This window comes from Jiangella endophytica, from assembly GCF_003427025.1.
Taxonomy (GTDB): domain Bacteria; phylum Actinomycetota; class Actinomycetes; order Jiangellales; family Jiangellaceae; genus Jiangella; species Jiangella endophytica.
Window position 1 is genome coordinate 78,875 of record NZ_QVAI01000014.1, and the last position, 26,070, is coordinate 104,944.

Sequence of the window (26,070 nt, forward strand, 5' to 3'; positions counted from 1 at the left end):
GTGCGCACACTCGACCGGCCGCTGATCGCCGAGACCAGCACCGGCAGCCGCCACGCGATCCGGCCTGGCGCCATCTCTCTGGACGGCCGAGGGTCAGCCCTCTGCAGCGACTCGAACACGGTGCGCATCGTCGAGCTACCAGTGTTCGGCCGCTCACGGAGGGCGACGAACTACCGATCATGCGAACACTTGTTCGATACTGGCGTCATGACGTCTGCTCGCTGGCTGGAAGATCCTCCGCTCGACCTCCTCGAGATCGATCCGGGGCGGCTGGAGATCAAGCTCCGGGCCTACACCGAGCCGTCCGGCCTCTACACCGCCGTGCCCATCGTCATGGGCGACCGCTCCAGCCGGCGGGTCCAGGGGCGGCTGGTCGCGTGGGGGCGGCGACGGGGCGAGCACCGGTGGCGCTACCTGCTGGTCGTCTGGCCCGACCGGCAGGCCGACGCGCAGGGGCGGCTGGCCTGGCGGTGGCGGTCCGGCTGGTGCGTGTTCGACCCACGGCGCGTCCGGCCGGCGCACCGGTCCGAGGTGGTGCACGGCGGCGCCACCGACGCAGCCGACCTCTCCGCCGCCATCCGCCGGGCCATGCCGCCCGGTGTCGAGCCGGCGCCGCCGCCGGAGCCGTACCGCTGAGCGCTGTGCCCCATCGCAACCAACGCTTGCCTGAACGCGTTGCAGCGCAGCGACCGGCGCGCCGTCGCCGTCGGGCTCGGGACATGCCGATTCCTTCCGTCCGCGCCGCTCCTTGTCGCGGTCGCGGGCACCGGTGAACCGCTCTAACAGCCCGCCCGGTAGCCCATTTCTGGACTACGCCGGGCGGATTCCCGATGTAGTTAGCCGACCGGGATGACAGGGAGACAGCCACGGCGTCAACGGGGTAGCTTTGTGTACGGCCAGGGGAGGTGCTCTAACACCGACGATCCTGGCTGGCCCCGGCACGTCCTCCGCCTTGCGGTTCACTGCGCGCCGGGGCTTCTTGCGCCTTGACCGCCGCTACGGAATGCGGGCACGGCCGGACCGGTTGCCGCTGGGGACGACACCACCCGATGAAGGGATGCGACACCCCGATGAAGGCGATCGTGCACGACCAGTCCGGCGCCGCCGACGTTCTCAGGCTGACCGAGCGGCCGGTCCCCGAGCCCGGCCCGGGCGAGGTGCGCCTCCGGGTCGTCGCGTCCGGGGTGAATCCGACCGACTGGAAGACGCGCCGCGGGGGCTTCGGCGCGGTGCCCGGGACCGAGGCGGTGCCCAACCACGACGGCTCCGGCGTCATCGACGCGGTCGGCGACGGTGTCGGCGGGCTGGCCGCGGGCGACCGCGTGTGGGTGACGCAGGCGGCCTATCAGCGTCCCGACAGTGGGACGGCGCAGGAGTACACCGTCGTGCCGGTCGAGCGGGTGTTCGTGCTGCCCGACGGCGGGAGCTTCGCGTTGGGCGCCGCGGTCGGTATCCCGGCGGGGACGGCGCATCGGGCGCTGACGGTCGCCGAGGACGGGCCGGCGCGGCTGAGTCCCGGTGCGCTGGCCGGCCGGGTGGTCCTGGTCGCGGGCGGAGCCGGCGCCGTCGGCAATGCGGCGATCCAGCTGGCCCGCTGGGCCGGCGCGACCGTCATCGCGACGGTCAGTTCTGACGCGAAGGGTGCGCTGGCCACGTCCGCCGGCGCCCACCACGTCGTGCGGTACGGCGGCGATGCGGACGTCGCGGCGGCCGTCCGCGCGATCGCCCCCGACGGCGTCGACCTCGTCGTCGAAGTGGCGGCGGGCGCCAACGCCGCGACGAACGCGGCCGTGCTGAAGCCGCGCGGGACGATCGCGATCTACGCCAACAACGGCGACCAGCCGTTCGACGTGGATGTGCGCGCGTACATGGGCCTGAACGCGCGGCTGCAGTTCGTGCTGCTCTACACGGTCGGCTGGGACAAGCTCCGCGCCGCCGGCGACGACATCAACGCCGCAATCGCCGCCGGCGCCCTCCGCATCGGCGACGACGCCGGCCTGCCGCTGCACGAGTTCGCACTCGACCAGACCGCCGCCGCCCATCGCGCCGTCGAGGACGGCGCCACCGGCAAGGTCCTCATCACCGTCGCGCCTGAGTGACGTGACGGCACCACCGGCCGTCTCTGTGTCGTAGGTACGGAGACGTGCTGGCCGGTGCCCGCGTCAGCGTTCGCCGGGCTGTTCCTCCCGCAGTCCGCGCTCGACGAGGTCGTGCAGCCGGTGGAGCCACCCTTCCGGCGCGTTGCGAAAACCAACGGAACGCGTCTCGGACGACTCGACGGCGGCCTCGATGTCGTCGAAGGTCAGCCCGCGCTTCTCCAGCCAGGCCGGCGCACCCGGCGAGCTGAGTTCGGGCGTCCGGTTGACCGCGTGCAACATATAGTCCGTCAGCCGACGACGCCCCCAGTCCTCGGGCGCCACGGGATACGGATCGCCGGGTGCGGCTTCCGGTCCGAACGCGTCATACCAGATGTCGCGCAGCCACTCGTCCGTCATCCACTGCGAGTCAGCCGCCGACCCTGGAGGAAAGGACGACTCGCGGATGTGGGCCGCGAACTCATCTCGAAACAGCAGAAGGTCGGCGTTCTCAACGTCGGCGAGCGACCCAGGAGCCTCCTCGCATGCCTCGATGTAGAGGTCCGGCTCGGCGTCAGCCATCCCCAAGCCGCCGCTGAAGAACGCTTTGAACCGCTCGCTCATCGGGATCACGCGAGATCCTCCAATCGCCTGTTCGTCGTCCCCGGCTTCTCGACCGGGTAGCAGGTCACCAGCCGCCAGGTGGTGCCCGACCGTTTGAACACCAGCGTCACACCGGGATCCGTCCCTTCCACGACCGGGTCATACGGCACAGCGTGCACAGGCCCCTCGCCACGTCGCATGGCGAGCCGACGAGCCGCAATCCAGTCGCGGCGGGTCTCGCGCATGCCTGTCCCTGCACCGCGGTAGCCGAAGGCGTCTCCGGCGGACAGACCAGCCTGACTCGCACTGATATGGACGCCGAGGTTGTTGGCACCGTGCGCGTTCCTGGTGATGAAATCAGCCACGTCGTTGGCGCGCGAATGCGCCACGCGCAAGAACGCCTCGATGGGCTTGGCGAGCGCCTCGGGCGAAGTGAAGCCACCCGCCGACGTGCCGCAACGGTGGTTCGTCTGCACCGACCCGTCGGGTGCGATCAGCCACGCGTCGGCGCCGGACGGATCCTTGAGCCAGATGAGTCTGGCCAGTTGTGCCTTGTCGGAGATCTGTGGGCCATGTCGCTCGACGGCATGGCAGGCGGGGTCTTCGAGCATGCTGGCCCCTTCATCGTGGAAATCGGCGGAAAGTTGCGACCCAGCCACCGTCTTGGACTGGTCGATTGCGTCTGGTGCCGGCGCGGTTGCCTGTCCTGCTTCACTCATCCCGAGGGTCACGCTTCGGTCAGCGCCGACGAGTAGGTCACCGATGTAGCTACGGGCGAACCCGGCCGGGAACTCCGCTGCCAAGCCGTCCACCGTCGCGGGCGGGCTCAACGCCGGTACCGTCGCCACTCCGTGTAGCGGCGCGAGGAGCCCCAGCAACTGATGAACCTCCGCCACGTAGGGCGCGCGAGCCTCGAGAAAATCCTTGGACAGGTCGACGCTCATGGCCGTTCCGATGTCCGCGATCTCGCCGGCCAGTCCCGATACGCCTGGCGCCCGCAAACCAACGAGTCCGCGCGCGACCCGGTTGGCTTGATCGCGTGAGGTCTGCGCCATCTCGGCGGCGTGCCGCTCCAACTCGACGCAGGTGCGCAGCAGGCCCTCGATCGCGGCGCGTAGCTCGCCGCGGTCACCCGACCCAGCCAACGCCACGCCATACCTCCTGCACAGGTATGTCCGACGATACCGGGCGCCCATCGGCCGATCCCCAGGGTTCGTCATCTTCGGCCGCTCACAAGTCACGTGAAGCGCGATGTCGAAGGGCTCTTACTGCAGCAGATGCCGGATGTCGTCGACGTCGAGGCGGCCGCCGAACGCGTCGCCGTCGTCCATGACGCTCGCGGACAGCTTGGCCTTGCGGTCCTTGAGCGCCATGACCTTCTGCTCGATGGTGTCGCCGGCGATCAGCCGGTAGACCATGACGTTGCGGGTCTGCCCGATGCGGTGCGTGCGGTCGACCGCCTGCGCCTCCGTCGCCGGGTTCCACCAGGGGTCGAGGATGAAGCAGTAGTCGGCCTCCGTCAGGTTGAGCCCGAACCCGCCGGCCTTCAGGCTGATCAGGAAGACCGGCGCGGATCCCTCCTTGAACCGGGTGATCACCTGCTCACGCTTCCGTGTGGCTCCGTCGAGGTAGCAGTACTCGATACCGGCCGCCTCGAGCCGTTCGCGCACCAGCCCGAGGAAGCCGGTGAACTGGCTGAACACCAGCGCCCGGTGCCCGCCGTCGACGACGTCGCCGAGCTGCTCCATCAGCAGGTCGATCTTGGCGCTCGCGAGGCCCCGGTGCTCGTCGTCGACCAGGCCGGCGTGCAGGCTGAGCTGCCGCAGCAGGGTGAGCGAGCGCAGAATGGTGAACCGGTTCTTGTCGACGTCGTCGAGCAGACCGAGCACCCGCTGCCGCTCGCGCTGCAGGTACTTGTCGTAGACCTTGCGGTGCTTCGGATGCAGGTCGACCTCGAGCACCTGCTCCTGCTTGGCGGGGAGGTCGGCGACGACCTGCTCCTTCGTCCGCCGCAGCACCAACGGCCTGATGCGCCGCCGGAACTGCGCCAACCGCTCGGCGTCGCCCTGCCGCTCGATGGGTTTGCCGTAGTACTCCTCGAACCGGCCCGGGTGCGGGAACAGGCCGGGCGCAGCGATGGACAGCTGCGACCACAGCTCCATGAGGTTGTTCTCGACCGGCGTTCCGGTGATGGCCAGCTTGACCGGCGCCGGCAGCCGCCGCGCCGCCTGGTACGTCTTGGACTGGTGGTTCTTCACGTGCTGCGCCTCGTCGAGCATGAGCCCCGACCATGCGACCTGGGCGTACGCGTCGGCGTCGAGGCGTAGCAACGTGTACGTGGTGACGACGACGTCCGCGCCGGCCACGACGTCCTCGATCGGCCGGCCGCGGCGCTTGAGGGTGTCGGTGACCGGCACGACGCTCAGCTCGGGGGCGAAGCGGGCCGCCTCCGACACCCAGTTCGACACCACGCTGGTCGGCGCGACCACCAGGAACGGCGGCATCGCGGGGTCGGCCTGCTTGGCGTGGCACATCAGCGCCAACGCCTGCAGCGTCTTGCCCAGCCCCATGTCGTCGGCGAGGATGCCGCCGAGCCCGTTCTCCCACAGGAACCTCAGCCAGCGGAAGCCGTCGAGCTGGTAGGGACGCAACTGTGCCCGCAGGGTGCTGGGCGGCACGGTGGTGTCGTCGAGTTCGCCGAGCGTCAGGAGTCCCTGCACTTGGCGCTGCCAGGTGTCGGCCTGGCGCGTCACGACGCCCAGCGCCGCCAGCTCCTCCCAGAGGCCGGCTTGGAACCGGCTGATCCTGGTGCCGTCGCCGGCGGCGTCGCCGAGCGCCCGCGCCTCGTCCATCAGGCGGCGCAACGACCGCAGCTCGGGCTTCTCGAGCGAGAAGTAGCCGCCGTCGGGAAGCAGGAGGTACGGCTCGTCGCGCGCGAGCGCCGTGAAGACGTCGGTGAACGGGACGTCCTGCCCGTCGGCGGTGATACTGACGCCGAGGTCGAACCAGTCGGTCTCGCCCTGGCTCTCGTCCGCCGAGACGCCGATGACCAGCGAGTCGCCGACTTCGCGGTAGTCGGCCGGCTCACCCGTCACCTCGACCTCGACGTCGTCCAGGTCGCGCAGCCGGGGCATCGCCTCGGTGCTGAACCGCATGGTGTCCAACCCGTAGAACGTGCGGCGTTCGACAGGTGCGCGGCCGATCGGTCGCTGGCTGTTTCGACTTCCGTTGCTGAAGCGTCCGGATCCGAGCAGTCCCGGGTCGAGGCTGGCCAGCAACGCTCGCTCCGCCGCGGCGTCGCGGATGCCGCCGTCCGCGCCGTCGGGGAACGGATCGTCCACCGGCACCCGCCGAGTCGCGTCGCCGACCTGGTAGTGCCACTCCCAGTCCAGCTCCAGCCCGTGGCCGTCGTCGTACACCGCCTTGGCGATGAGTGTCGGCCCGGAGATCTCCGGCGGCGTGAACGACCCGTCCGACGACTCGACCGTCGCGAGTCGTTGCAGCCGCGGCACGTACTCGTCGCGGAACCGGCCCGCGTCCGCTCTCGGCACCGTGAGCCGGACGTCGTCCAGGACCAGCTCCTGCAGCTCGCGGCTCGCCGGACGTTCGAGCTTGGCGAGGCCGAAGCGCCAGCTCTGCACGTTCGCTGTGCCGTCGACGTCGGCTCGCGGCGCATAGACCACGCCGTGTCCGTCGTCGCCGATGAAGCGCACCGGAGCGACGCCGTCGCTCACCCCGTCGACGGTCAGCAGCGGAACCACCACGAGGTCGCCGGTGTCGCGACTCGCTATGACGTCCAGGCTCAGCCGCGCCGCGCGATAGCCGTCGACGTCACCGGCCCGCTTCTTGCCGTGGACGAACCGGATGCCCAGCTGTGCGGCCTCGTCGAGCAGCGCCCACAGCTGGCTGGACTCGAACGCCGTCAGGTCGAGGTGCTTCTCGTCGCGCCCGTACGGCGAGTAGGTGGTGTCGCTGCGGCCGGACTCGTAGAGCAGGAAGAACTGACGCAGCCAGCGCAGCTGCGCGATCGGGCCGGCGACGAGCTCGGGGCGCAGCCGCAGCCGCGACCAGCTGAGCTCGCCGGCGACCCAGCCGCCGCGCCCGGGCCGCACCAGTCTCGCCAGCACCCGCGGCCGCGACCCCGCCGCGTCCTCCCATCGCCCCGTCGCCCGCGGCCGGCTCGACAACGTCAGCTCGACGGCGATCTCGACCGCCGCGTCGCGGCTCGATCGCCCGTCACCGAGGAGTGAGTCGAGCGAGCGCCGCCAGTCGGGCTCGGGCTCCGCGGCCGGGCCTCGCCCCGGCCCGCCGCCGCTCAACGCCGTCATCACCAGCGCGACGACGTGCTTGCAGTCGAACCCGACCGGGCAGGTGCACCGCCCCTCGACGAACGTGTACCGGCCGCGACCGGCCGGCTTCAGGATCGCGAGTGTCGTGTACGGGTGGCGAGCGCTGCCGATGACCCGCCCGGTGACGGTCCCCTCACCCACCGCCCCCTCGACGTCGACCACCGCGCCGTGCTGGGCGTACATCAGGCCGCGCACGAACGTGGACGGGTCCACCACCTTCAGCAGACCCGCCTCGTCGTTCGCTTGGATACCCGGCCACATGACCCGAACGCTAGCCGCCGGTGCCGACAACCTCGGGTGGCGGAGGCGGCGTGCCGTTCAGCAGTACGTCCAAACGACGCCGGATCAGCTCCTCCTCGCCGCTGCCGGTCGTGGGCAGCCGCAGCAACGGGATGTCGTAGGACGCACAGATCTGGTCCTTGAGCGCATCCCGGGCCAGCTGCCGCGGGTTGTTCTCGTGGTACTGGAATCCGTCGACCTCGATGGCGAGGAGCGGCCGATTGGTGACCCGGTTGTAGACGACGAAGTCGACCGACGCGCGGTGCTTCACATAAGCGGCCTGCTCAGGAGTGAGCCTGGTGAGGTCGAGCAGCAGATTGCGCAGCAGGACCTGCGGGACGGCATCGAGGCCGGCGTAGGGCGGCTCGTCGAGGATCTCGCGCACGACCGTCCAGACGATGTCCTCGGACTTGTACGCCATCTCCCGCCGCAGGCGCCGGGCCAGTGGCTGCAGCCGAGCCGAGTAGTCCCGGTACAACAGGTCGAAGACCGAGACGACCTCGCTCTCGACAAGCTCGTGGTCGAGGTTGCGGTAGCGGATGTAATCGATCAGGTCGCGCAGGTTGCGACTCTTCGGCAGCAGGTCGTAGTTGGTGACCAGGACGAACCGCTTCTTCGCCCTCGACACCGCGACGTTCACCAGGCGCGGCTCGTCGACGAACCTCGTCCCCGTGCGCCCGCGCCAGGTCTCGTCCAGCACCGTGGTCATGATGACCACGTCCTTCTCGCGCCCCTGGAACTTGTGCACGGTGTCCGCCTGGATGCTCTTGATCAACGCGTCGGCGATCTTGTCGACCTGGTGTCGATACGGCGTCGTGACGCCGATGTCGGCGTCCTGGGTTCCCGCGCAGTACTTCGAGATGACCTCGTCGCGGATGACGTCGACCTCTCGCTGGTTCGATCGTCCACCGCCACGGTGCTGACGCATGTGGTTGCCCTTGGGGGTGCGGTAGAGCACCAGGGGCTGCGCGTCCGGCGAGCCTTCGGTGTACGGGATCAACTGGTCGCTGTAGAACTTCCGGTTGCAGAAGCCGATGATCGCGGGGTCGCTTCGGTAGTGCTCCCGGAGGAGAGTCCTGGGCAGGGAGTCGCCGTACAGCTCGATCACCGACGACAGCAGGTTGTGGCGCACGTAGTCGTAGGCAGCTGACGGTGGTGCTTCGGCGCCGCCGGCCTCCTCGGCCGGAATGTGCGGCAGCTGCCTGACGTCACCCACGATCACCACGTTGCGGCTCGAGGCCAGGGCGAGGCCGCCCGCGAGCAGATCGACCTGGGACGCCTCGTCGATGATCAGGTAGTCGAGCAGGTGGCCGCTCGGGATGCTGGTCCGCAACGAATGACAGGTGCTCAGGATCACCGGGTAGTCGTGGGCGAACGCGCCGAACGCCAGCCGGTAGTCGTCGGCCTTGTAGTCCACCCGCGTCGAGGCCCCATAGCGCTGGTGAAGCGCCGCCCTCAGCGCCCGCACCGACAGCAGACGATGCCGCTCGGACAGGCCGGAGATGTCGGCGCGCTCCAGCGCTCGGGTGGTCTGCTCGACCAACCGCTCGAGCTCGACGATCTTCCGGTCGTAGTAGGCGCGCTGGAGTTGCAGGACGACGTCGGTGTCGCTCGGGTCGAGCTGCCCGGTAGGGCCGTACTTGAAGTACCCCTTGATGCGGCGGACCAGCTTTCCGACCGGGCCGTCGTAGCGTGACAACTCGGTGTCGGCGAGGTAGTCGAGAATGGTCTCGGCGGATCGCCTCAACAACGGCAGCCGCTCGAGTTCCGGCAGCTCCTGGCGGTCGAAGTACCGGGCGAAGTGACGTCGTTCCAGTCGATAGGCGGCGAGCTCTTCACGCCACTGCGCCAGACGCTGCTCGTCCTCTTGCAGGCGGTAGAGCTGCCGACCGACGTCGTCGAGTTCGGTGACCGATGGCGTCGGGCTCTCCTGGCTGACGAACGCCGTCACCTCGGCGTTGCGCTTCGGCTGCAGCTCGAAGAAGGCCTCCTTCTTGCTCGCGTTTCCGAGGCTGGCCACGATGTGGCCGAATCCGAGCGCCACGAGCTTGTCGCGGACGTTGTCGACGGCCGAGTTGCTGTACGAGACGACGCCGACGGTCTTTCCCGGATCGAGGAGGATGGTGGCGATCAGGTTGAGGATGGTCTGCGTCTTTCCGGTGCCGGGCGGGCCGTCGATGACCGAGATCGGATGGTTCAACGCTTTCCTGACGGCCTCGCGCTGACTGGCGTTGGACGAGAACGGGAAGATCCGCGGCATGACATCTCCGGTACACCCCGGCAGCTCACCGTGGAGATACCGTCCCAGCACGCTCTCGGGGTGGACGAATCGAAGGTCGCCGTACGGCCGCTGCAGCGGATCGTCGTCCGAGAGCCGCGAGACGATGCCGCGCCAGTAGTCGAAGACGCCTGCCGCCGGGTCGGAACGCCTTGCGTCGCCGATGATGCGAACTCGTCGATAGGTTCGGTTGGCCTCGCCGGACGTCTTGCGATAAAAGATGCGCCACCATGGCCCGCCCGGCCCGTCGAACCGCAGGACGTCGGTCACGTTCGCCCACACCTCGCCGTCGACCTCTACACGCTCGTGGTCAGCGAGCGGATGGCGCTTCGGGTTGCGCAGGACGACCGCACGGTCGCGTGAGTACGGGTACTCCCTGCCGCCGCGATAGGTGACCCACACACGGGCCGACTCTTCGCGGTAGCTGAGAATCTTCCAGGTGTCGTCGCTGAATTCCGGACTGTCTTTGGGCCGGACGAGAACGGCCTCTCGGCGTGGGTCGATCAACGGCGCCAGCCTCCGCATGCTGGTCCGAGCAGCGCCAGACTAGGTCCGGTGGCTCGGCCGGCGCGGAATGATCTTAGCCGTCACGGGCGTGGACCGGAATAGCCGTCCTTGACTTGGCGTCGCACACGATCGCATGCGTGAGCCCTTCACTGATGCCATCGACGGCCCGAGACCGGCGTGGCCGCATGCCTCCGTCACCGCCTCGTTGGGCATCCGCAGACTCCTGCCGATCGCCGGCTCGCCGGCACGGTGTTGACAGGCAGTGCAATTCGCGATGATCATCGAATAGCCGCACAAGGCGTGCGGAGAAGACGAATCCCTGCCTGCGACCTGACAGGCATGCTGACGAACGCCTCCGGCGTCATGACATAGCTGACCATCGTCTTTCGCTGCGCGCCGCTCTGATGGGCATCAGATGAGTGATCCAGCTCCCCTCCGCCACCCAGTCCCGACGTCTCTGCGTCCCCTCCGCGGTGTACGCGAGTCCTTCTTCGTCCACGCGAAGCACTCCAACGTGGACAAGGTCGCACAACTGTGCGCCGAGGACGCGATTGGCGCCGTCTACACGTTGCCTTCCGGCGCCAAGCGCCTCGAGGCGCTCGCTCGCACGGTGGCGACCCATCGCGCGATCGCGGGCGACGAGGCGAGCGTCATGGCCGACGCAGGCCGGTATGCCGGCACGAATCGTGTCCCGGCAACTGCCCCGTTGAGCACAGCGTGGCTCGAGGCGCAGTGGGCCCAGGGGATCCGCTGGGCGCTCACCGACAGCGGCTACGTCGACCGCGACGAGATCGACGGCCTCCGTGCTCTGTTCCGGAACGCCGCGGTCCTCCCCGCCGCCGCAGATTTCATGCTTGCGCTGCCGATGGACACACACTGGGTCAGCGAGCACGCACCTGACGTCCGCCGCCTGGTCGAGGACCATGGCCTGCCCGTGGCGTACATGTTGGGTGCCGACAGGGACCCGCTGGCGACCAGGGCCGCCGTCGAAGGTCTCCTCCTCCTGCTCGAGTCGCCCGTGCCGAGCGTCCTCCTGCGCACGGACCAGTCAGCGATCGGCGCACTCGCCGCAGGCGCCTCGATGAGCGCGATGGGAACCAGCTCCGCGCTCCGGCACATCTTCCCGCCACGCCCCGGGGGACCTCGACCGCGTGTGTTCTCCGTCCTCGTTCCGCAGACCCTGAGCCATCACGGTGCGGACATTCTCGCCGCCACGATCAATTCGATGCCCGAGGAAACCTACTGGTGGTGTCCCTGTGCGCATTGTCAGTACAGCCGCCTCGACGACATCCTCGATCCAGACGACGCGTTCGCCCACAACGTTCATGCCATCACCGAGATCGCGCGCCACGTCATGGACGGTGGTGACCGCGCACAAAGTCTGGCCTCGTGGAGGGCGCTGTGTGAACAGGCCAAGCACATTCACAGCGAGATCGCGTACGCCACCGGCAAGAGCTGGAGCCGCCCCCGATTTCTCACGGCTTGGACATCACACCTGGTGTAGCTGGCACCTGCCCGTTGGACAACGCCCACCCGAGCATGTGTTCCTCGTACACCCGCAGCCAGATCGGGGACATGGCGCGACCAGCACGCGGGCCCGGGTTGCCAGGCACCACGACGTTCACGCCGTCCGCCGTCGGCACCACGACCGTCACGCCCTGGACGTCGCACTGCGCCAGGGTTATCCGGTGCGGCCTCGCGTTCGGCGACAGCATCACGACGGTCCTCGCCAGGCATCGCAGCACCGTCTGCCTTTTGGTCGCCTCCGGCAATGGGGAAACGCCGAGGAATCCCATGATCCGCAGCACGGATGGCGTCTGCGCCAATCGCTCGGTATCGGCCAACACGTCACCCACGGCCTTCGGCTGCAGAAGTGGCGCGGGTGACGATGTCGTCCGTTGCATGAGCGCCGCCATGTCCCAGCTGACTACGGGAAACACTTGAGCGCGGAGGAACCGTGCCATCGGCAGGACCTGGGCGCCGCACCACAACTGGTCGACGACCATGGCAGCCGCGTCGAGCGGCGGGACCGCGGTTCGCCACTCCCGGGACATGGCGGTCGTCCACTGCGCCGGCACGACGAGGTCCGTCGTATACGCGGTCATGGGACGCTCCCCCGGGCGATGGCGAACGACGCCGCATCAACCAGCAGCCACATCGCGTTGGGCGAAAGCACACGCCATCGTCTCGCGATGTCGCCGACGATTCAACAGACTGTGCCGTATCTGTCAACACCTGAGATTTGATCTTGGCCGGAGTTGCATCGCGCGAATAGCGTGCTCTGCGTGAACCCTCTGGCGCGTCTGGTGCCCAGATCGTGGCCCCGCCGCATCGCACATGCACCTGCGCGTCATCAGCCGCGTGGGTCGTCACGGCAACGGCGCCGGCACTACCCAGGCCCACCGCCGGCCGCCCACAGCTCGTCGTCACCCCGAGCAATAGCAGGTCCCACGGAGCTGGGCGGTCGACAGCTAGCGAGAACGACGACCTCGCGGACTCGATTGCTTGCATGATGATTTGGTGGAGAATAGTTTGCCGTTGCATGCCGCACAGCTAGGCTTTCGCAGTATGCGTGCATTGCTGGAAGAAGTCCTCCTCCTGCAACGGGAGTGGTCAAGCAAGAGCACTCCAGCTATGGAGCGGCGCGGTAAGCTGGTTCGTCAAGCTGCACCTGCGTGGCTCCGGTCCAGGCTCGTCGGTCGGTTCGGCCGCGCCCTGGCGGCGAACGGCAGCGACGGTTCGGGCTCGAAGTCCGCAGTACCGTGGTTTCGGGTCTTCGATCCGGCCCTCGCGCCGAGAGCGACCAAGGGCTGGTACGTGGTCTACCTCTTTGCAGCCGGGGGCGGGCGCGTCTTCCTTTCTCTCAATCAAGGCACGCGATTGCCCGGCGCTCTGAACCCGAGGCCCGATGAGGAAATAAAGGAGCGCGTTGCTTGGGCACACCGCACGATCGGTCATGCAACGACTATCGATCGACCCTTCACGTGGCACATCAACCTGGATTCCCGCGGACGCGATCTTGGGCGATCATACGAGCTAGGCAACGTTCTTGCCGTCGAATACTCCCAAGGAGCGGTTCCGGACGAGCCCATTCTGGCGCGCGATCTGGACATCTTTCTGAACTTGCTCAACACGTTGTACGAGGCGGAGGATCACCAAGGCGCGGTCGAGCGCATTGAAGATCCCCCTGAGTTGCTAGACGCCGCTCATGCCGTGGCGATCGGCACGGGCTCGTTGACGCAACAGCAGCGCGGCCAGGGATTCCACCAGTCTGCTGCTGACCGACGTGCCATTGAGATGCGTGCCATGGCGGTAGCCGAGGAATTGTTCAGGAGCCGCGGCTGGCAATATCACGACGTCCACTCCACGGAATCCTGCGACTTCATTTGTATTGATGAAGGTGGTAAGGAGATCTCCGTGGAAGTTAAGGGCACGACGTCACATGGCGAGGCGATCTTGATCACTCGAGCGGAACTAGAGCTACATCAACGAATGCATCCCGATAACGCGCTTGTTGTCGTACATTCCATCGAGCTCGATCGCACTGGGAACCAACCCGTCGCCACGGGAGGTCGGGTACGGTTCGCGCACCCCTGGTCGATCATCGACAGTGCCGTCGTACCCCTTGCGTACAAGGTCGACCTCATCCAAACGAGCGAAGGAATGCTGCTTGATCTGGACGCGTTTCGCCACACGCATGAATAAGTGGCGGCGCGCCGGCCTGGATCTCAATGGCGAACCTCCGCAAAGACGTTGAGGATCTGCACCAAGCCCGCAAGGCGATTCATTTCTTCTGACCAAAGGGCCACTACAATATCCCTGAGAGCCTCAGTCCCTCAATTCGCGACTCACGAGAGCCCGTCGCGGATGCAGTTGGCAAGGTACCGCCCCTTCCGAGCCAAGCGCAGGCGAGCGAGCTGGATTGCGCCCACGAGGCCGGCGCGACGACCAAAGAGTGGGCGAGCGCTTCGCGATCCACAGTCGCATTAGTGCTGGCACATCTCCGGCGCCACGCCGTCCGGCTCCGCGAGACAGAGGCTCACCCAGACCGAGACCGAGAAGGCGACCAGCCTCTATGAGGCCGGGGCGGCTCGCCCCACCCCGCAGGTGGCGACGGATCATCGCGTCTCACTCCGAGGAACTGATTCGCTTGGCCGTCGAAGCAAAGTTGTTCGCCCTGGGTAGAACTGGGGTCTGACGGCGAGACGCGTGTCGTCCACTCCCGCGACAATGGGTCGATCTGGAAGGGCTTGATGCCGCCGTCTATAGTCGACACAGTCGTCTATAGCGAGGACAAGACCGCGCACCACTTGGTCCGTGCAATCCTCGGCGAGCACGATCCTCGGCTGCTTCAGCGGAGCCAAGTCCTTTGGGGCGGTGGCAGCGGGTACCTGAGCGGACTTAGCAAGCACCTACCGGACTCCAGGGCAGCGCGAATTCGACACGCGCTCGTATATGACGGGGACCAACGCGACCAGGCGGGCGAGGCTGCGCACCCAGCTCATCTCCTGCCAGGTGTAACCGGCCGGATGTGATGCTCCGCGAGGCGCGTGGCGCACCACAGGATCTTGCTGATGCACTCGGCCGCGATGTTGCTGAGGTGGACCGGGCGTTTAGCGGACTAGAAAGATCGGACGCACACGAATGATCCAACGGCTTGGCGTCTCAGTTCCGGTCGAAGCCAAACCCTCGCCACATTGGCCGCGCTCTGGGTCAAGAACAACGGCGAAGCCGCCCGGGCTTTCGCTGCTGAGCTGCCCATGTTCTTAGCCGAGTAGATCTAGTGTTGGTTTCGAAACTCAATCAGGTCACGAGGATCAGGCCAATCGGCGGGCGTTCCTACGCTGGCGACGGAAGGACGGCCAGTTCGAAATCGGGCCGCATGACCCCACGCCTGCCACCGATTCGTGCACCAGTGCCGCGCGATAATCACCTGGATCGAACGCACGTACCACCGCCGGCGCCGCCAAGCCCGCTTCGGACGCCTCACGCCCATCGAATACGAGACAATCAACACCGCCCAGGCCGCAATCGGCGCCTGAGAACCGCTGTCACCTACTCGTACAGCAGACCCTACTTCTTCGGTGAAGGCACTGCTCCCTCTCGGTGGTTAGATCGTGCTTCCACCTGACCCAGGCCGGTTCACACCGCACGACCGAAGGCCCCGACCCGACAACACCACGATCGCCGGGTTCTACCGCGTCCGGTTCGACCATGTCGATAGCTTCGGCAAGCTCTCCCTACGCCGTGCCGGACACATGCACCACCTCGGCATCACCCACGCCCGCAAGGCCGTCACCATCCTGATCACCGAACATCAGGTCACCGTCGTCGAGCGAGCCACCGGCGAAATCCTCGCCACCCACACCATCCACCCGACCCGCACCTACTGGCGAAACCAACAACGGGAGCCCGGCCGCTTGCCGAACTCCCGCCGATATGAACGATGATCTGAGACATCCCAGACCGATGTCCCGACTCATCAGATTGTGGAGCTGAGGGGACTCGAACCCCTGACCCCCTCGTTGCGAACGAGGTGCGCTACCAGCTGCGCCACAGCCCCTGGAACCTCCGCGACTTTACCATCAGGACCGGCCCGAGACCCAATCGGGCGTCAGTCGCCGACGGCGCGGCGGCGCTCCTCGATGACCTCCGCCGAGCCGGCGGCTTCGGAGGGCTCGGACGACGCCGCGGGGCGCTCGTCGGGGGCACGGTGGGGCAGCTGGATGGACGACGCGGGGTCGAGGCGGCCGGAGGTCCAGGCGCCCGGCTGGCTGAGGTCGATCTTGCGGGCGGCCGCGCGGGTGGCCTTGGGCTTGGTGAGGTAGGTCGGCAGCGGCACCGGGACGGGCGACCACTCCTCACCTTCGCCAGGCGAGGCGACCTCGGCCACCACCTCGTCGGGGAGGACCAGGCGACGAGTGGCGCCCTCTTCGGCCTCAGCGGGCGTGGCCCACACGACGGCGGCTTCGCGGGCGTCTGAACGGCGCTGAGCGGCCGCCCGGCGGGCCTGGGTGCGGCGCCGGCGGGACTGCACGACAGCGGCGCGGCGGGCGACGACAAGGAAGAGGACCAGGAGCGCGCCGGGCCCGAACGGCGCCCATGCGGGCACTCGGCCGAGGACGACGAGGACAAGTGAGGCGACGAGGAGGGCCAGGAGCATCCCCAGCATGCGGCGGCGCCGCCGGGCGGCCACCGCGAAGACGTCATCGGGCGGCGCAACCACCGAGGCCGCAGAAGGAGCAGGCGCACCCGCGGCCTGCGACCCGGCGACCGGAGCCGGAGCCGGCAGCGTCACAGCGCCATGGGGGGCCTGCGGCGGACCCGCCCGACGCGACAACACGCGGACCCCACGCTCGACGTCTGCTTCACGCGCCCGCTCGACCTCTTCGTTGCGGCGAACCCAGCGGGGCACGAGAAAGGCGGCCCACGCTGCGACGATCGCCGCATAGATGAGACCGCTGTACCCCATGCCACAAAACGCTACGGTGCAAGGCAACTCACTCGTTGGACCTGCCCCGGTGTGTCGTCCGCAACGCACGTGACGGATGTGACCAGAGGGGCGTCAGGTCATTCTGATCGCTTGTGCCCGGATCTCGATCTGCACCTTCTGCGACACCAGCCAGCCGCCGGCCTCGAGCGCGACGTTCCAGGTCATGCCGTACGCCTCGCGATCGATCTCGCCCGTCGCCGACAGCGCGAGCCGCTCGCCACCCCACGGGTCACCCTTCACGCCGTCGATGGAGACGTCCAGTTCGATGGGCCGCGTCACGCCCTTGATCGTCAGCTCACCGACACACACGAACTTGCCCGAGCCGCCGCGGCGGCGGCGGACCATCTGGCCGTTGACGAGCGCCCACTTCGGCCCGGTCGCGCCACCATGCACCTGGCGGGAGATGAAGCTCATCTTCGGGAACGCCTCGACGTCCAGGAAGTCGGCGCTGCGCAGGTGCGCGTCACGCTCGGCGGCGCCGGTGGTGATCGACCCCGTGTCGATGACGGCGTTCGCGGACGAGTCCAGCGGGTCCTCGGCGATGTGCACCGTGCCCTCGACCTTCTCGAATCGGCCCCGCACCTGCGTGACCATGAGATGCCTGGCGACGAAACCGGCTGTGGTGTGCGCGGGATCGATCTGGAAGACCCCGGGAGTCGGAAGCATCGCTCCGTTCCAGAGCCGCACGCCAGCAGAGTCGTTCATGCAATCCCCCGAGAGCATCGATTCGACATCGCCACATTGCGGTACCGAGCAATAATCGCACAGTCAAAGGACCGCAGATAGTGACATAACCCGTCGAAACGGTCACCCCGCGTCATCGCCGCAGCTCAGCGGCGGCCCCGGTCAGGGACTCAGGGAGCGAGACGCGACGAACGCCACCGTCGCAGCAGGCCCTCGGGGACGTCCTCGGCAGTCAGTGCGAACGAGCGGTGGTCGCGCCACTCGCCGTCGATGTGCAGCAGCTTCGGCCGCAGCCCCTCCTCGCGGAAGCCGAGCTTCTCGACGACGCGCAGCGACGCGCGGTTCTCGGGCCGGATGTTCACCTCGAGCCGGTGCAGCCCGCACACGAAGAAGCAGTAGTCGACGGCCATGGCGACGGCGGTGGGCATGATGCCGTGGCCGGCGAGGTCGACGTCGAGCCAGTAGCCGATGGTGCCCATGCGGGCCGAGCCCCAGATGATGTTCGAGACGTTGAGCTGCCCCGCCAGCCGCCCGTTGTACGTGACGGCCCAGGGCAGCGACTCGTCGGCGCGACCCTGGGCGGCGTGCAGCCGGACCATCTGCCGGAAGCTCATCATGTACGGCTCGGCCGGCGGCGGGGGCGTCGCCTCCCACGGCCGCAGCCACGACTCGCTGCGCTGCCGGATCTCCGTCCATACCCGCAGGTCACGGGCGTGAAGCGGCCGCAACCCGACCGGGCCCTCGTGTAACTCGACCGGCCAGCCGAGCCGGGTCGACCGCGACCTCACCCCGCACCTCCAGGACGATGGTCACCGCCGCGGAGCTGGTCGACGGCGTGCGGAAGGACCGGCGCGAGGACGGCGAGACCGTCGCGCACGCCGCCCGGCGAGCCCGGGAGGTTGACGATCAGCGTGCGGCCAGCCCGTCCGGCCACGCCGCGCGACAGGGCGGCGGTCGGCACGCCCTGCGCGACCCCGTAGGAGCGGATCGCCTCGGCCAGCCCGGGGACCTCGGCGTCGAGGACGCGGCGGGTCTGCTCAGGCGTGTGGTCGGTGGGGCTGAGCCCCGTGCCGCCTGTGGTGACGACGACGTCGTAGCCGTCGGCGACCCCGGAGCGCAGCGCGGCCTCGACCTCGTCGCCGTCGGGCACGACCACCGGCCCGGACACCGAGAAGCCGGCCGCGGCCAGCCCGGCCACGATCAGCGGGCCGCCGCGATCTTCGTACACACCTGTGGCCGCGCGCGTCGAGACCGTCACGACCAGTGCTCTCATGCTCGCCGCCAGGTCCCGGATTTACCGCCGGTCTTCTCCTCGAGCCGGACGTCGGAGATGACGGCGCCCTTGTCGATGGACTTCACCATGTCGACGACGGTGAGCGCGGCTGTCGCGACGGCCGTGAGCGCCTCCATCTCGACGCCGGTGCGGTCGGCCGTCCGCACGGTCGCCGAGACCACGACGGCGTCGTCGGCCACGGTCAGTGTGACGTCGACGCCGTGCAGGGCGAGCGGATGGCACAGGGGGATCAGGTCGGGCGTCTTCTTCGCGCCCATGATGCCGGCCAGCCGCGCGACGGCGAGGGCGTCGCCCTTGGGGACGTCGCCGGACCGCAAGGCCGCCACCACGGCCGACGAGACCAGCACGCGCCCCGACGCTGTCGCCGTCCGGACCGTCACGTCCTTGGCGGAGACGTCCACCATGCGCGCCGCCCCCTGGTCGTCCAGGTGCGTGAAGCCGGACGAGCTCATTCGCGTCGCCGTTCCAGCAGGACGGTGTCGACGACCTGGCCGGCCGCGACCTCGGTGACGTGCTCGGGCACGACGATCAGCGCGTTGGCGTAGGCGAGGTCGCCCATGAGGTGCGACTGCTGCGCGCCGATGGGCCGCACCTGGTGCGAGCCGTCCTGCGCGGTCTGCACGCGGGCGCGGGCGAACTGCCGCCGGCCCTGGGGCGAGCGCAGCCGCTCCTGCAGCACGGCCTTGACGCTGGGACGGTGCAGCCGCGGCGAGCCGAGCATCTTGCGGATGGCCGGCCGCACGAACACCTCGAACGAGACGAACGCGCTGACCGGGTTGCCGGGGAGCGCGAAGATCGGCGTCTGGTCGTCGCCGATGGTGCCGAAGCCCTGCGGCTTGCCCGGCTGCATGGCGACGCTGTCGAACTTCACGGTGCCCAGGCCGGAGAGCACCTCTTTGACGATGTCGTAGGCGCCGGCGCTGACGCCGCCGGTCGTGATGACCATGTCGGCGCGGATCAGCTGGTCCTCGATGAGTCCGAGCAGGCGGTCCTTGTCGTCGGGGACCGGCGGGACGCGGTAGGCGACGGCGCCGGCCTCGCGCGCGGCGGCGGTCAGCGTAAACGAGTTGGACTCGGAGATCTGCCCGGTGGTCAGCGGGTACCCGGGCTCGACCAGCTCACTGCCGGTGGAGATGACGACGACGCGCGGGCGCGGCCGGACCACGACGCGGTCGCGCCCGACGGCGGCCAGCAGCCCGATCTGCGCGGCGCCGAGGTACGTCCCGGCGCCCAGCACGACGTCGCCCTCCTGGACGTCGCCACCGGCCCGCCGGATGTGCGCGCCGGGTTTGGCGGGCGCGGTGATGCGGACCCGCACGGCGCCGGCGTCGGTGTCTTCGACCGGCACGATGGCGTCGGCACCGGACGGCACGGGCGCGCCGGTCATGATGCGCGCGGCCAGGCCCGGGCCGATGGCGTTGACGCGGGTGTCACCGGCCGGGATGTCGGCGACGACGGGGAGCTCGACCGGCTCGTCGGCGCTCGCCGCGACGACGTCGCCGGCCTGGACCGCATAGCCGTCCATGGCGGTGTTGTCGAACTGTGGCAACGACCACGGCGCGATGACGTCTTCGGTGAGAACGCAGCCGTGGGCGTCGAGCAGCTGGAAGTCCAGCTCGCTCAGCGGCCGGACCGCCGCGAGGATGTCCGAGAGATGATCGGCGACACGCTTCACTCAGTCATCCTCAACCTCGGGCGGAAGCTGCGCAACGAACTCGCGCAGGAAGGCCCGGAAGTCGCCGCCGAGGTCGCTGCGCTCGCTGGCCAGGCTGACGATGGTGCGGAGGTAGTCGAGACGGTCGCCGGTGTCGTAGCGGCGGCCGTGGAACACGACCGCGTGCACGCCGCCGCCCTGCTCGGCGGGCATGCCGGCCAGCGTCTTGAGCGCGTCGGTCAGCTGGATCTCGCCACCACGGCCGGGCTCGGTCTGGCGCAGCACGTCGAAGACGGCGGGGTTCAGCACGTAGCGGCCGATGACGGCGAGGTTGCTCGGCGCGGTGCCGGGTTCGGGCTTCTCGACGAGGTCGGTGACCCGCATGACGTCGTCCTCGGCCGGCTCGACGGACGCGCAGCCGTAGAGGTGCGCCAGCTCCGGCGGGACCTCGATGAGCGCGATGACGCTGCCGCCGTAGCGCTTCTGGACATCGAGCATGTGGGGCAGCAGGGGGTCGCGTGGGTCGATGAGGTCGTCGCCGAGCATGACGGCGAACGGCTCGTCGCCGACGTGCAGCGCACCGCAGAGGACGGCGTGGCCGAGGCCGCGTGGGTCGCCCTGGCGGACGTAGTGGATGTCGCCGAGGACCTGCGACTTCATGACCCGCCGCAGCCGCTCCTGGTCGCCCTTGGCCTCGAGCGCCTTCTCGAGCTCCCAGGCGCGGTCGAAGTGGTTCTCGATGGCGTCCTTGTTGCGCCCGGTGACCAGCAGCACGTCGGACAGCCCCGCCGCGACCGCCTCTTCGACGACGTACTGGATGGCCGGTTTGTCGACGACCGGCAGCATCTCCTTCGGCGTCGCCTTGGTGGCCGGCAGGAACCTCGTTCCGAGACCCGCGACCGGAATGACCACCTTCGTCACCGCGCCGGCCGAACCCTGCTGTCCCGTTCGCGCTGCAGTCATGGGCGTCACCCTACAAAGACCGCCGGACAGTCAGAAGGGCGACGTGCGGTCGGCCTACGGTAAAAGGGTGACGACGACGGTGCGCGAGGCCAAGCGGGCTCTGCGCGAGCGCGTCCTGGCCCGGCGCCGCGAACTCGACGCGACGGCGCTCGCCCGGGCCGCGGGCCGGTTGAGCGACGTCGTCCGCGGCCTGCCCGAGGTGGCCGCCGCGGGCACCGTCGCCGCGTACGTGTCGGTGGGCCGCGAACCCGGCACCGGCCCGCTGGTCGAGGCGCTCAGCGACGACGGCGTCGACGTCCTGCTGCCGGTGCTGCTGCCCGACGGCGACCTCGACTGGGCCCGGTACACCGGACCACAGCACCTGGCGCCGGCCGCGCGCGGGCTGCTGGAGCCGGACGGCGAGCGGCTCGGCCCGGCGGCGGTGACGACGGCGCCGGTGCTGCTGGTGCCCGGGCTGGCCGTCGACCGGCGCGGTCATCGGCTGGGCCGCGGCGGCGGCTCGTACGACCGCGTCCTGGCCCGGCTGCTCGCGGTGTCGCCGCCGGCGTTCACCTGCGTGCTGCTGCACGACGGCGAGGTGCTGGACATGCCGGTCCCCCGCGAGCCGCACGACGTCCCCGTCGACGCCGCCGCGACCCCGTCCAGGCTGCACCGGCTGCGCTGACTCGCATGATCATCAACTTTTTGTGCTGCTCTGACGACACAGAAGGTTGATGATCATGGGCACGGGGGTCAGGGCGACGCCGACGGCTCGGGCGGCTGGAAGGTGAACGTGAACTCGCCGGCGTCGCGGACGGAGTCCTCGTCCCAGCGCATCGGCAGCGTCTCGCCGTCGCGCCAGAGCTCGGTCTGGTCCCAGTAGTTGTCGTGGAACGGGTGCCCGCTGATGCCGGTGAGGTCGATCCAGCGCGACGCGTCGAGGTCGTCCAGGTCGACGATCATCCGCATGGACGGCGACCACACCGTCTCGTAGCCCTCGGCGGCGTCCCACGCGTTGGCCAGCACGATGGATCCGCCGCCGCCGACCTCGACCGGCCCGCGGTTGAACATCCACTCGACCAGCCCGATGCCCGACGTGCCGAACGTCGGCTCGGTGAGCTCCAGCGCGTGCAGCCGGCCCCACTCCCACGTCGACGAGTCCTTGCCCTGCTCCCTGGTCATCTCGTCGCGCGCGTCGCGGGCCGCCTCGACCAGGATGATGTCGCGCGTCTCGGTGACGTTCTCGCTGTCGACGTCGTCCCAGAACGGGTCGCCGGGGGCCTCCAGCAGGTTGCGCACGACCTCGAACCAGCGGCCGCCGCCGTCGGGCCACTCGTCCTCGGGCAGGTCGTCGTGGAAGGTCAGCTCGAGCAGGTTGCGCCAGACGGCGTTGAAGTAGGCGGCCGCCGCGGAGTCCGCCGTCATCGACCGGTCCCAGTCGCGCAGCAGCCGCAGGCCGTCGCCGTAGTAGCCCTCGGGCGCCTCGAGCTCCAGCAGGTACGGCACCAGGATGTCGGCGGCGTCGCTGTGCGCGTCGACCTGGATCGCGGCCATGTCGGCGGCGTCGAGCGGCTCGCCGCTGTCGACCCGCTCGCCCAGCAGCTCGTTGATGCGGCCGGCCCGGTGTCCGGGGTCGAAGTCGCCGGTGAGCAGGAACGGATAGCGGTCGCTGGTGACCGGCTGGTTCGCCGTGACGACGTACCCCTGCGCCGGGTTGAGGACGCTGGGCAGGCTGGCGAACGGGATGTAGCCGGCCCACTCGTAGGTGCCGGTCCAGCCCGGCACCGGGTAGCGGCCGTCGTACGTGGTGCGGACGGGGATGCGCCCGGGCGCCTGGTAGCCGATGTTGCCGTCGGTGTCGGCGTAGACGAGGTTCTGCGACGGGACGTCGAACAGCGACGCGGCCGCCCGGAACGACGCCCAGTCGGTGGCGCGGTTCAGCGCGAAGATCGCGTCAGCCGTGCGGCCGGGGTCGAGCGCCGTCCAGCGCAGGGCGACCTCGTAGCCGTCACCCGGCGGCGGCTCCCCCTCGACCCGGGCCTGCTCGCCGACGTCCTCGATGTCGTCGTCGCGGTCGGACAGCAGCGGTCCGTGCCGCGTGCCGCGGACCGTGATGGTGACGTCGTCGCCGCCGGCCACGCGGATGGTCTCCTCGCGGACCTCCATCGGCACCCAGTCGTCGCCGACACGGTAGGAGTCGCCGCGGACCTGCTCGAGGTAGAGGTCGGTGACGTCGGGGCTGAGGTTGGTGAACCCCCACGCGACGTCCTGGTTGTGGCCGATGATCACGCCGGGCAGGCCGGCGAACGAGTAGCCGACGACGTCGAACGGGCAGGCCGGGCCGACGTCGCGGCAGTGCAGGCCGACCTGGTACCAGATCGACGGCATCGACGGCGCCAGGTGCGGGTCGTTGGCCAGCAGCGGCGCGCCGGACTCGGTGTGGTCGCCGGCGACCACCCACGAGTTCGAGCCGACGCCGTCACCGTCGCCGAACGTGACCGGTGCGGCGTCGAGGCCGTCGGCGGCGCGCTGGATCGCCTCGGCGGCGGCCGGCAGCAGCGGCGCCGCCGCGCCGTCCGTCCCGACGAGCGCGTCGGGCAGCCGCGGCGACACGTACTCGTCGGGGACGATCGGCGGTGTGAGGTCGCTCGGCGAGTCGGGCCAGAGCTGCTCGACCTGGTCGGCCGAGAGTCCGCCGGCCGCGACCAGCGACCGGCTCAGCTCGTCCTGCATGTTGCCGCGCAGGTCCCACGCCATGGCTTTCAGCCAGCTCAGGGAGTCGACCGGAGTCCAGCGGCTCGGCGCGTCGTCACCGCCGGTCAGGCCGAGCAGCGTGTAGGCGAGACCGCGCTCGCCGCCGTCGGTGTGGTCGAGCCAGGCGTTGACGCCGTCGGCGTACGCGTCGAAGTAGCGCCGGCTCTCCGGGCTGAGCAGCGGCAGCTCGGCCCGCGCGACGTTCGTCCAGCCGAGCGTCCGGACGAAGGCGTCGGTGTCGACCTGGTCCTCGCCGAACAGCTCCGAGAGCCGGCCCGACGTGACGTGGCGGCGGAAGTCCATCTGCCAGAAGCGGTCCTGCGAGTGCACGTACGCCTGCGCCCGGAACAGGTCCTCCGGAGTGTCGGCGTAGATGTGCGGGATGCCGTTCTCGTCCCGGATGACCTCGACGTCGGCCGTCAGGCGCGGGATCTCGGCGGTGCCCTCGTACTCGGGGTAGGCACGGCGGACGGACCAGACGCCGACGGAGGCCGTGGCGACGAGCGCCAGCACGACCAGACCCGCCAGGACGGCGAGCCCGGCGGCGATGCGGCGACGAGTCACCGGGACAGAGTAGGCGACCGGTCACAGCCGCCTGACCGCCGTCGTCCCGTTCCCTCCGGACGTCCCGGCAGCCGTGATGGGCGGCAAGCTTTGGGCCTTTCATTGCCAGAAGCAAGGTTTCAGCCTTGCGGAGGTGGACGCCAGGTCTTAGCCTTGCACTGTGCCTTTCGTCCTGACCGTCGACCAGCGCGGCAGCCGCCGCAGCCGCGACCTGGTCGAGGACGCCCTGTCCACGGTGAAGCAGCTGGTCCACGAGCCGCTGCTGCCGTTCGAGCGCACGGCAGGCGACGAGTTCCAGGGGGTGCTGGCCGAGCCCGAGGCGGCCGTCGACGCGGCGCGGCTGCTGATGCGGGTCGACGCGTGGAGCATCGGCATCGGCGCGGGGCCGGTCGAGGAGCCGCTGCCCGGCAGCACGCGATCGGCGCGCGGCCCCGCCTTCATCTACGCGCGCGAGGCGCTCGACGCCGCCAAGCTGCGCCCGCAGCACGTCGCCGTCGCCGGACCCGAGGCCGGGCGCGCGCAGGAGGCCGACGCCGTCCTCACCCTCATCGCGGCCGTCATCACGCGGCGCAGCACCGCAGGCTGGGCCGCCATCGACCTCGTCGAGGCCGGGCACACGTTCGCCGAGGCCGCCGACATCCTGGGCGTCAGCCGGCAGGCAGTCGGACAGCGGCTCTCGGTCGCGCTCTGGCAGCAGGAACGCGACGCCCGGCCGGTCGTGGCGCGGCTGCTCCGGGAGGCCGCATGACCGTGGTGGCGGTGGTCCTGCTCACCGTCGCGGCCGTGGCCGGAGCCGTCGTCTGGTACGCCGTCGAGCATCGCCGGCCGACGGCGGGGACGGGAACCTGGCTGGCCGCGGCCGCGGTGCCGATCGTGCTGGTCGTCGCGGCGGCGTTGTTCGGACTCGGTGGCGACCCGGCCGGCGACGGACTTCTGGGGGTCGCCCGAGCGGCCGCGGTGGTCGCCGCCGTCACCGGTGGCAGCGTGATCGCGACGGCGCTGCTGCGGGTCGCGGACCGGGGTACCAGCGGCGTCAGGGCCGCCTCCGATGAGGACGGCCCGGGTGGCGACGCGACAGCGAACGTGTCCGACCCGCAGACGCTGCGCGGCGGCACGTCCATCGGGGCGCTCGAACGGGTCGCCGTCGCCGTCACCCTCCTGGCCGGCTGGCCCGAAGGACTCGCGCTGGTTCTGGGCGTCAAAGGGCTCGGCCGCTACCCGGAGCTGCGCCGGCCGGCGGCGGCGGAGCGGTTCATCATCGGCACGCTGGCCAGCGTGCTCTGGGCCGTCGCCGCGGTCGGAGTGGTCGTCGCGGTGCAGCTGTGACGCGCGGCTGTCCGTACCCACCCGTAGGGTTGGGGTCCCACCCGAGCGGGGAGGGGTCTACCACTGGCTGAGTTCGCTGGGCGCGTCGTGGGTCCGCGCTCGGATCGGTCGTTGGACGCCCGTGCGAGCGAGGCCGTGAATCCGCACGGGAGCGGGCCATGGAACTCCCGCGGGAGCGGGCCGCGGGTCCGCCGCGCGAACCGGCAGTAGGTGCCCGCGCGAACCAGCAGTAGGTGCCCGCGCGAACCAGCAGTAGGTGCCCGCGCGA

At 69.6% G+C, this 26,070-nt stretch carries 21 protein-coding genes, 1 tRNA gene and 1 pseudogene; 9 read left to right on the forward strand and 14 right to left on the reverse strand.

The genetic code is table 11. The features are described from left to right. Positions 1 to 207: 207 nt before the first annotated feature. Entirely contained in the window at positions 208 to 636 is a 429-nt protein-coding gene (locus DZA62_RS24790) for a hypothetical protein (protein WP_157987885.1), read from the forward strand. A gap of 434 nt (positions 637 to 1,070) precedes the next feature. Next, positions 1,071 to 2,099 carry an NADPH:quinone reductase gene (locus tag DZA62_RS24795; RefSeq protein WP_116951626.1) on the forward strand — a complete coding sequence of 343 codons (1,029 nt, stop codon included), beginning with the start codon at positions 1,071 to 1,073 and terminating at the stop codon, positions 2,097 to 2,099. Between the two features lie 63 nt (positions 2,100 to 2,162). On the opposite strand, the gene DZA62_RS24800 is transcribed toward DZA62_RS24795, so the two are convergent. From DZA62_RS24800 to DZA62_RS24815, 4 genes are all read right to left on the reverse strand, one after another. After that, positions 2,163 to 2,699: a hypothetical protein gene (locus DZA62_RS24800; RefSeq protein ID WP_157987886.1), complete on the reverse strand. Its 537-nt coding sequence runs from the start codon at positions 2,697 to 2,699 to the stop codon at positions 2,163 to 2,165. 5 nt (positions 2,700 to 2,704) lie between these two features. Beyond that, on the reverse strand, positions 2,705 to 3,829 hold the full coding sequence (locus DZA62_RS24805; protein ID WP_157987887.1) for a hypothetical protein: 1,125 nt from the start codon (positions 3,827 to 3,829) through the stop codon (positions 2,705 to 2,707). A 114-nt stretch (positions 3,830 to 3,943) separates the two neighbouring features. Beyond that, on the reverse strand, positions 3,944 to 7,288 hold the full coding sequence (locus DZA62_RS24810) for a DEAD/DEAH box helicase (RefSeq protein ID WP_116951629.1): 3,345 nt from the start codon (positions 7,286 to 7,288) through the stop codon (positions 3,944 to 3,946). Between the two features lie 10 nt (positions 7,289 to 7,298). Next, the gene (locus tag DZA62_RS24815) at positions 7,299 to 10,091 is read right to left on the reverse strand and encodes an AAA domain-containing protein (RefSeq protein WP_116951743.1); all 2,793 of its coding nucleotides are present in this window, start codon (positions 10,089 to 10,091) and stop codon (positions 7,299 to 7,301) included. A gap of 514 nt (positions 10,092 to 10,605) precedes the next feature. Between DZA62_RS24815 and DZA62_RS24820 the strand changes: the two genes are divergently transcribed. Then, a complete protein-coding gene (locus tag DZA62_RS24820) occupies positions 10,606 to 11,595 on the forward strand; it encodes a hypothetical protein (RefSeq protein WP_116951630.1) in 990 nt (329 codons plus the stop codon). On the opposite strand, the gene DZA62_RS24825 is transcribed toward DZA62_RS24820, so the two are convergent. Continuing rightward, on the reverse strand, positions 11,567 to 12,196 hold the full coding sequence (locus DZA62_RS24825; protein WP_116951631.1) for a hypothetical protein: 630 nt from the start codon (positions 12,194 to 12,196) through the stop codon (positions 11,567 to 11,569). The two genes, DZA62_RS24820 and DZA62_RS24825, sit on opposite strands and share 29 nt — an antisense overlap. A 463-nt stretch (positions 12,197 to 12,659) precedes the next feature. Here DZA62_RS24825 and DZA62_RS24830 point away from each other — a divergent pair, with 463 nt between their 5' ends. The 3 genes and pseudogenes from DZA62_RS24830 to DZA62_RS35935 all read left to right on the forward strand — a co-directional run bounded on the left by DZA62_RS24830 (position 12,660) and on the right by DZA62_RS35935 (position 15,541). Beyond that, on the forward strand, positions 12,660 to 13,796 hold the full coding sequence (locus DZA62_RS24830; RefSeq protein WP_116951632.1) for an MrcB family domain-containing protein: 1,137 nt from the start codon (positions 12,660 to 12,662) through the stop codon (positions 13,794 to 13,796). A gap of 1,217 nt (positions 13,797 to 15,013) precedes the next feature. Next, positions 15,014 to 15,133, forward strand: a pseudogene (locus DZA62_RS36510) (IS3-like element ISAar45 family transposase); the annotation flags it as partial. Positions 15,134 to 15,208: 75 nt separating this feature from the next. Next, complete coding sequence (locus DZA62_RS35935) at positions 15,209 to 15,541, forward strand: hypothetical protein (protein ID WP_157987888.1); 333 nt, start codon at positions 15,209 to 15,211, stop codon at positions 15,539 to 15,541. A 40-nt stretch (positions 15,542 to 15,581) separates the two neighbouring features. Here the strand turns inward: DZA62_RS35935 and DZA62_RS24835 are convergent. The 8 genes from DZA62_RS24835 to galU form a co-directional block, all read right to left on the reverse strand. Further along, a tRNA-Ala gene (locus tag DZA62_RS24835) sits at positions 15,582 to 15,654 on the reverse strand. Positions 15,655 to 15,705: 51 nt separating this feature from the next. Continuing rightward, positions 15,706 to 16,563, reverse strand: coding sequence for a divisome protein SepX/GlpR (gene sepX / locus DZA62_RS24840; protein WP_116951633.1), 858 nt, complete (start codon positions 16,561 to 16,563; stop codon positions 15,706 to 15,708). Between the two features lie 93 nt (positions 16,564 to 16,656). Further along, positions 16,657 to 17,289: a YceI family protein gene (locus DZA62_RS24845; RefSeq protein WP_116951634.1), complete on the reverse strand. Its 633-nt coding sequence runs from the start codon at positions 17,287 to 17,289 to the stop codon at positions 16,657 to 16,659. A gap of 149 nt (positions 17,290 to 17,438) precedes the next feature. Continuing rightward, on the reverse strand, positions 17,439 to 18,056 hold the full coding sequence (locus DZA62_RS24850; protein WP_116951635.1) for a GNAT family N-acetyltransferase: 618 nt from the start codon (positions 18,054 to 18,056) through the stop codon (positions 17,439 to 17,441). Then, positions 18,053 to 18,541 carry a MogA/MoaB family molybdenum cofactor biosynthesis protein gene (locus DZA62_RS24855; protein WP_116951636.1) on the reverse strand — a complete coding sequence of 163 codons (489 nt, stop codon included), beginning with the start codon at positions 18,539 to 18,541 and terminating at the stop codon, positions 18,053 to 18,055. Before DZA62_RS24855 ends, DZA62_RS24850 begins: the two co-directional genes overlap by 4 nt. Further along, positions 18,538 to 19,014, reverse strand: a complete 477-nt coding sequence (gene moaC / locus DZA62_RS24860; RefSeq protein WP_116951637.1) for a cyclic pyranopterin monophosphate synthase MoaC — start codon at positions 19,012 to 19,014, stop codon at positions 18,538 to 18,540. The genes DZA62_RS24855 and moaC overlap by 4 nt, the downstream gene beginning before the upstream one ends. Next, positions 19,011 to 20,237, reverse strand: coding sequence for a molybdotransferase-like divisome protein Glp (gene glp / locus DZA62_RS24865; RefSeq protein WP_116951638.1), 1,227 nt, complete (start codon positions 20,235 to 20,237; stop codon positions 19,011 to 19,013). Before glp ends, moaC begins: the two co-directional genes overlap by 4 nt. Continuing rightward, positions 20,238 to 21,179: a UTP--glucose-1-phosphate uridylyltransferase GalU gene (gene galU / locus DZA62_RS24870; protein WP_116951639.1), complete on the reverse strand. Its 942-nt coding sequence runs from the start codon at positions 21,177 to 21,179 to the stop codon at positions 20,238 to 20,240. 67 nt (positions 21,180 to 21,246) lie between these two features. On the opposite strand from galU, the gene DZA62_RS24875 reads away from it, so the two are divergent. Beyond that, complete coding sequence (locus tag DZA62_RS24875; RefSeq protein WP_232827598.1) at positions 21,247 to 21,843, forward strand: 5-formyltetrahydrofolate cyclo-ligase; 597 nt, start codon at positions 21,247 to 21,249, stop codon at positions 21,841 to 21,843. 68 nt (positions 21,844 to 21,911) lie between these two features. Here DZA62_RS24875 and DZA62_RS24880 read toward each other — a convergent pair whose 3' ends face one another. Then, positions 21,912 to 24,440, reverse strand: coding sequence for a penicillin acylase family protein (locus DZA62_RS24880; protein ID WP_116951744.1), 2,529 nt, complete (start codon positions 24,438 to 24,440; stop codon positions 21,912 to 21,914). Between the two features lie 196 nt (positions 24,441 to 24,636). Between DZA62_RS24880 and DZA62_RS24885 the strand changes: the two genes are divergently transcribed. Beyond that, positions 24,637 to 25,224: a hypothetical protein gene (locus DZA62_RS24885; RefSeq protein ID WP_116951641.1), complete on the forward strand. Its 588-nt coding sequence runs from the start codon at positions 24,637 to 24,639 to the stop codon at positions 25,222 to 25,224. After that, entirely contained in the window at positions 25,221 to 25,802 is a 582-nt protein-coding gene (locus DZA62_RS24890) for a hypothetical protein (RefSeq protein ID WP_116951642.1), read from the forward strand. The genes DZA62_RS24885 and DZA62_RS24890 overlap by 4 nt, the downstream gene beginning before the upstream one ends. Positions 25,803 to 26,070: the final 268 nt, after the last annotated feature.

Excerpts from the sequence above, each read along its gene's own strand:
- moaC (WP_116951637.1), bottom strand. The coding sequence starts at position 19,014 with ATGAGCTCGTCCGGCTTCACGCACCTGGACGACCAGGGGGCGGCGCGC.
- DZA62_RS24795 (WP_116951626.1), top strand. The coding sequence starts at position 1,071 with ATGAAGGCGATCGTGCACGACCAGTCCGGCGCCGCCGACGTTCTCAGG.
- galU (WP_116951639.1), bottom strand. The coding sequence starts at position 21,179 with ATGACTGCAGCGCGAACGGGACAGCAGGGTTCGGCCGGCGCGGTGACG.
- DZA62_RS24845 (WP_116951634.1), bottom strand. The coding sequence starts at position 17,289 with ATGAACGACTCTGCTGGCGTGCGGCTCTGGAACGGAGCGATGCTTCCG.
- DZA62_RS24790 (WP_157987885.1), top strand. The coding sequence starts at position 208 with ATGACGTCTGCTCGCTGGCTGGAAGATCCTCCGCTCGACCTCCTCGAG.
- DZA62_RS24800 (WP_157987886.1), bottom strand. The coding sequence starts at position 2,699 with ATGAGCGAGCGGTTCAAAGCGTTCTTCAGCGGCGGCTTGGGGATGGCT.
- DZA62_RS24810 (WP_116951629.1), bottom strand. The coding sequence starts at position 7,288 with ATGTGGCCGGGTATCCAAGCGAACGACGAGGCGGGTCTGCTGAAGGTG.
- DZA62_RS24830 (WP_116951632.1), top strand. The coding sequence starts at position 12,660 with ATGCGTGCATTGCTGGAAGAAGTCCTCCTCCTGCAACGGGAGTGGTCA.
- DZA62_RS24855 (WP_116951636.1), bottom strand. The coding sequence starts at position 18,541 with ATGAGAGCACTGGTCGTGACGGTCTCGACGCGCGCGGCCACAGGTGTG.
- sepX (WP_116951633.1), bottom strand. The coding sequence starts at position 16,563 with ATGGGGTACAGCGGTCTCATCTATGCGGCGATCGTCGCAGCGTGGGCC.
- DZA62_RS24825 (WP_116951631.1), bottom strand. The coding sequence starts at position 12,196 with ATGACCGCGTATACGACGGACCTCGTCGTGCCGGCGCAGTGGACGACC.
- DZA62_RS24890 (WP_116951642.1), top strand. The coding sequence starts at position 25,221 with ATGACCGTGGTGGCGGTGGTCCTGCTCACCGTCGCGGCCGTGGCCGGA.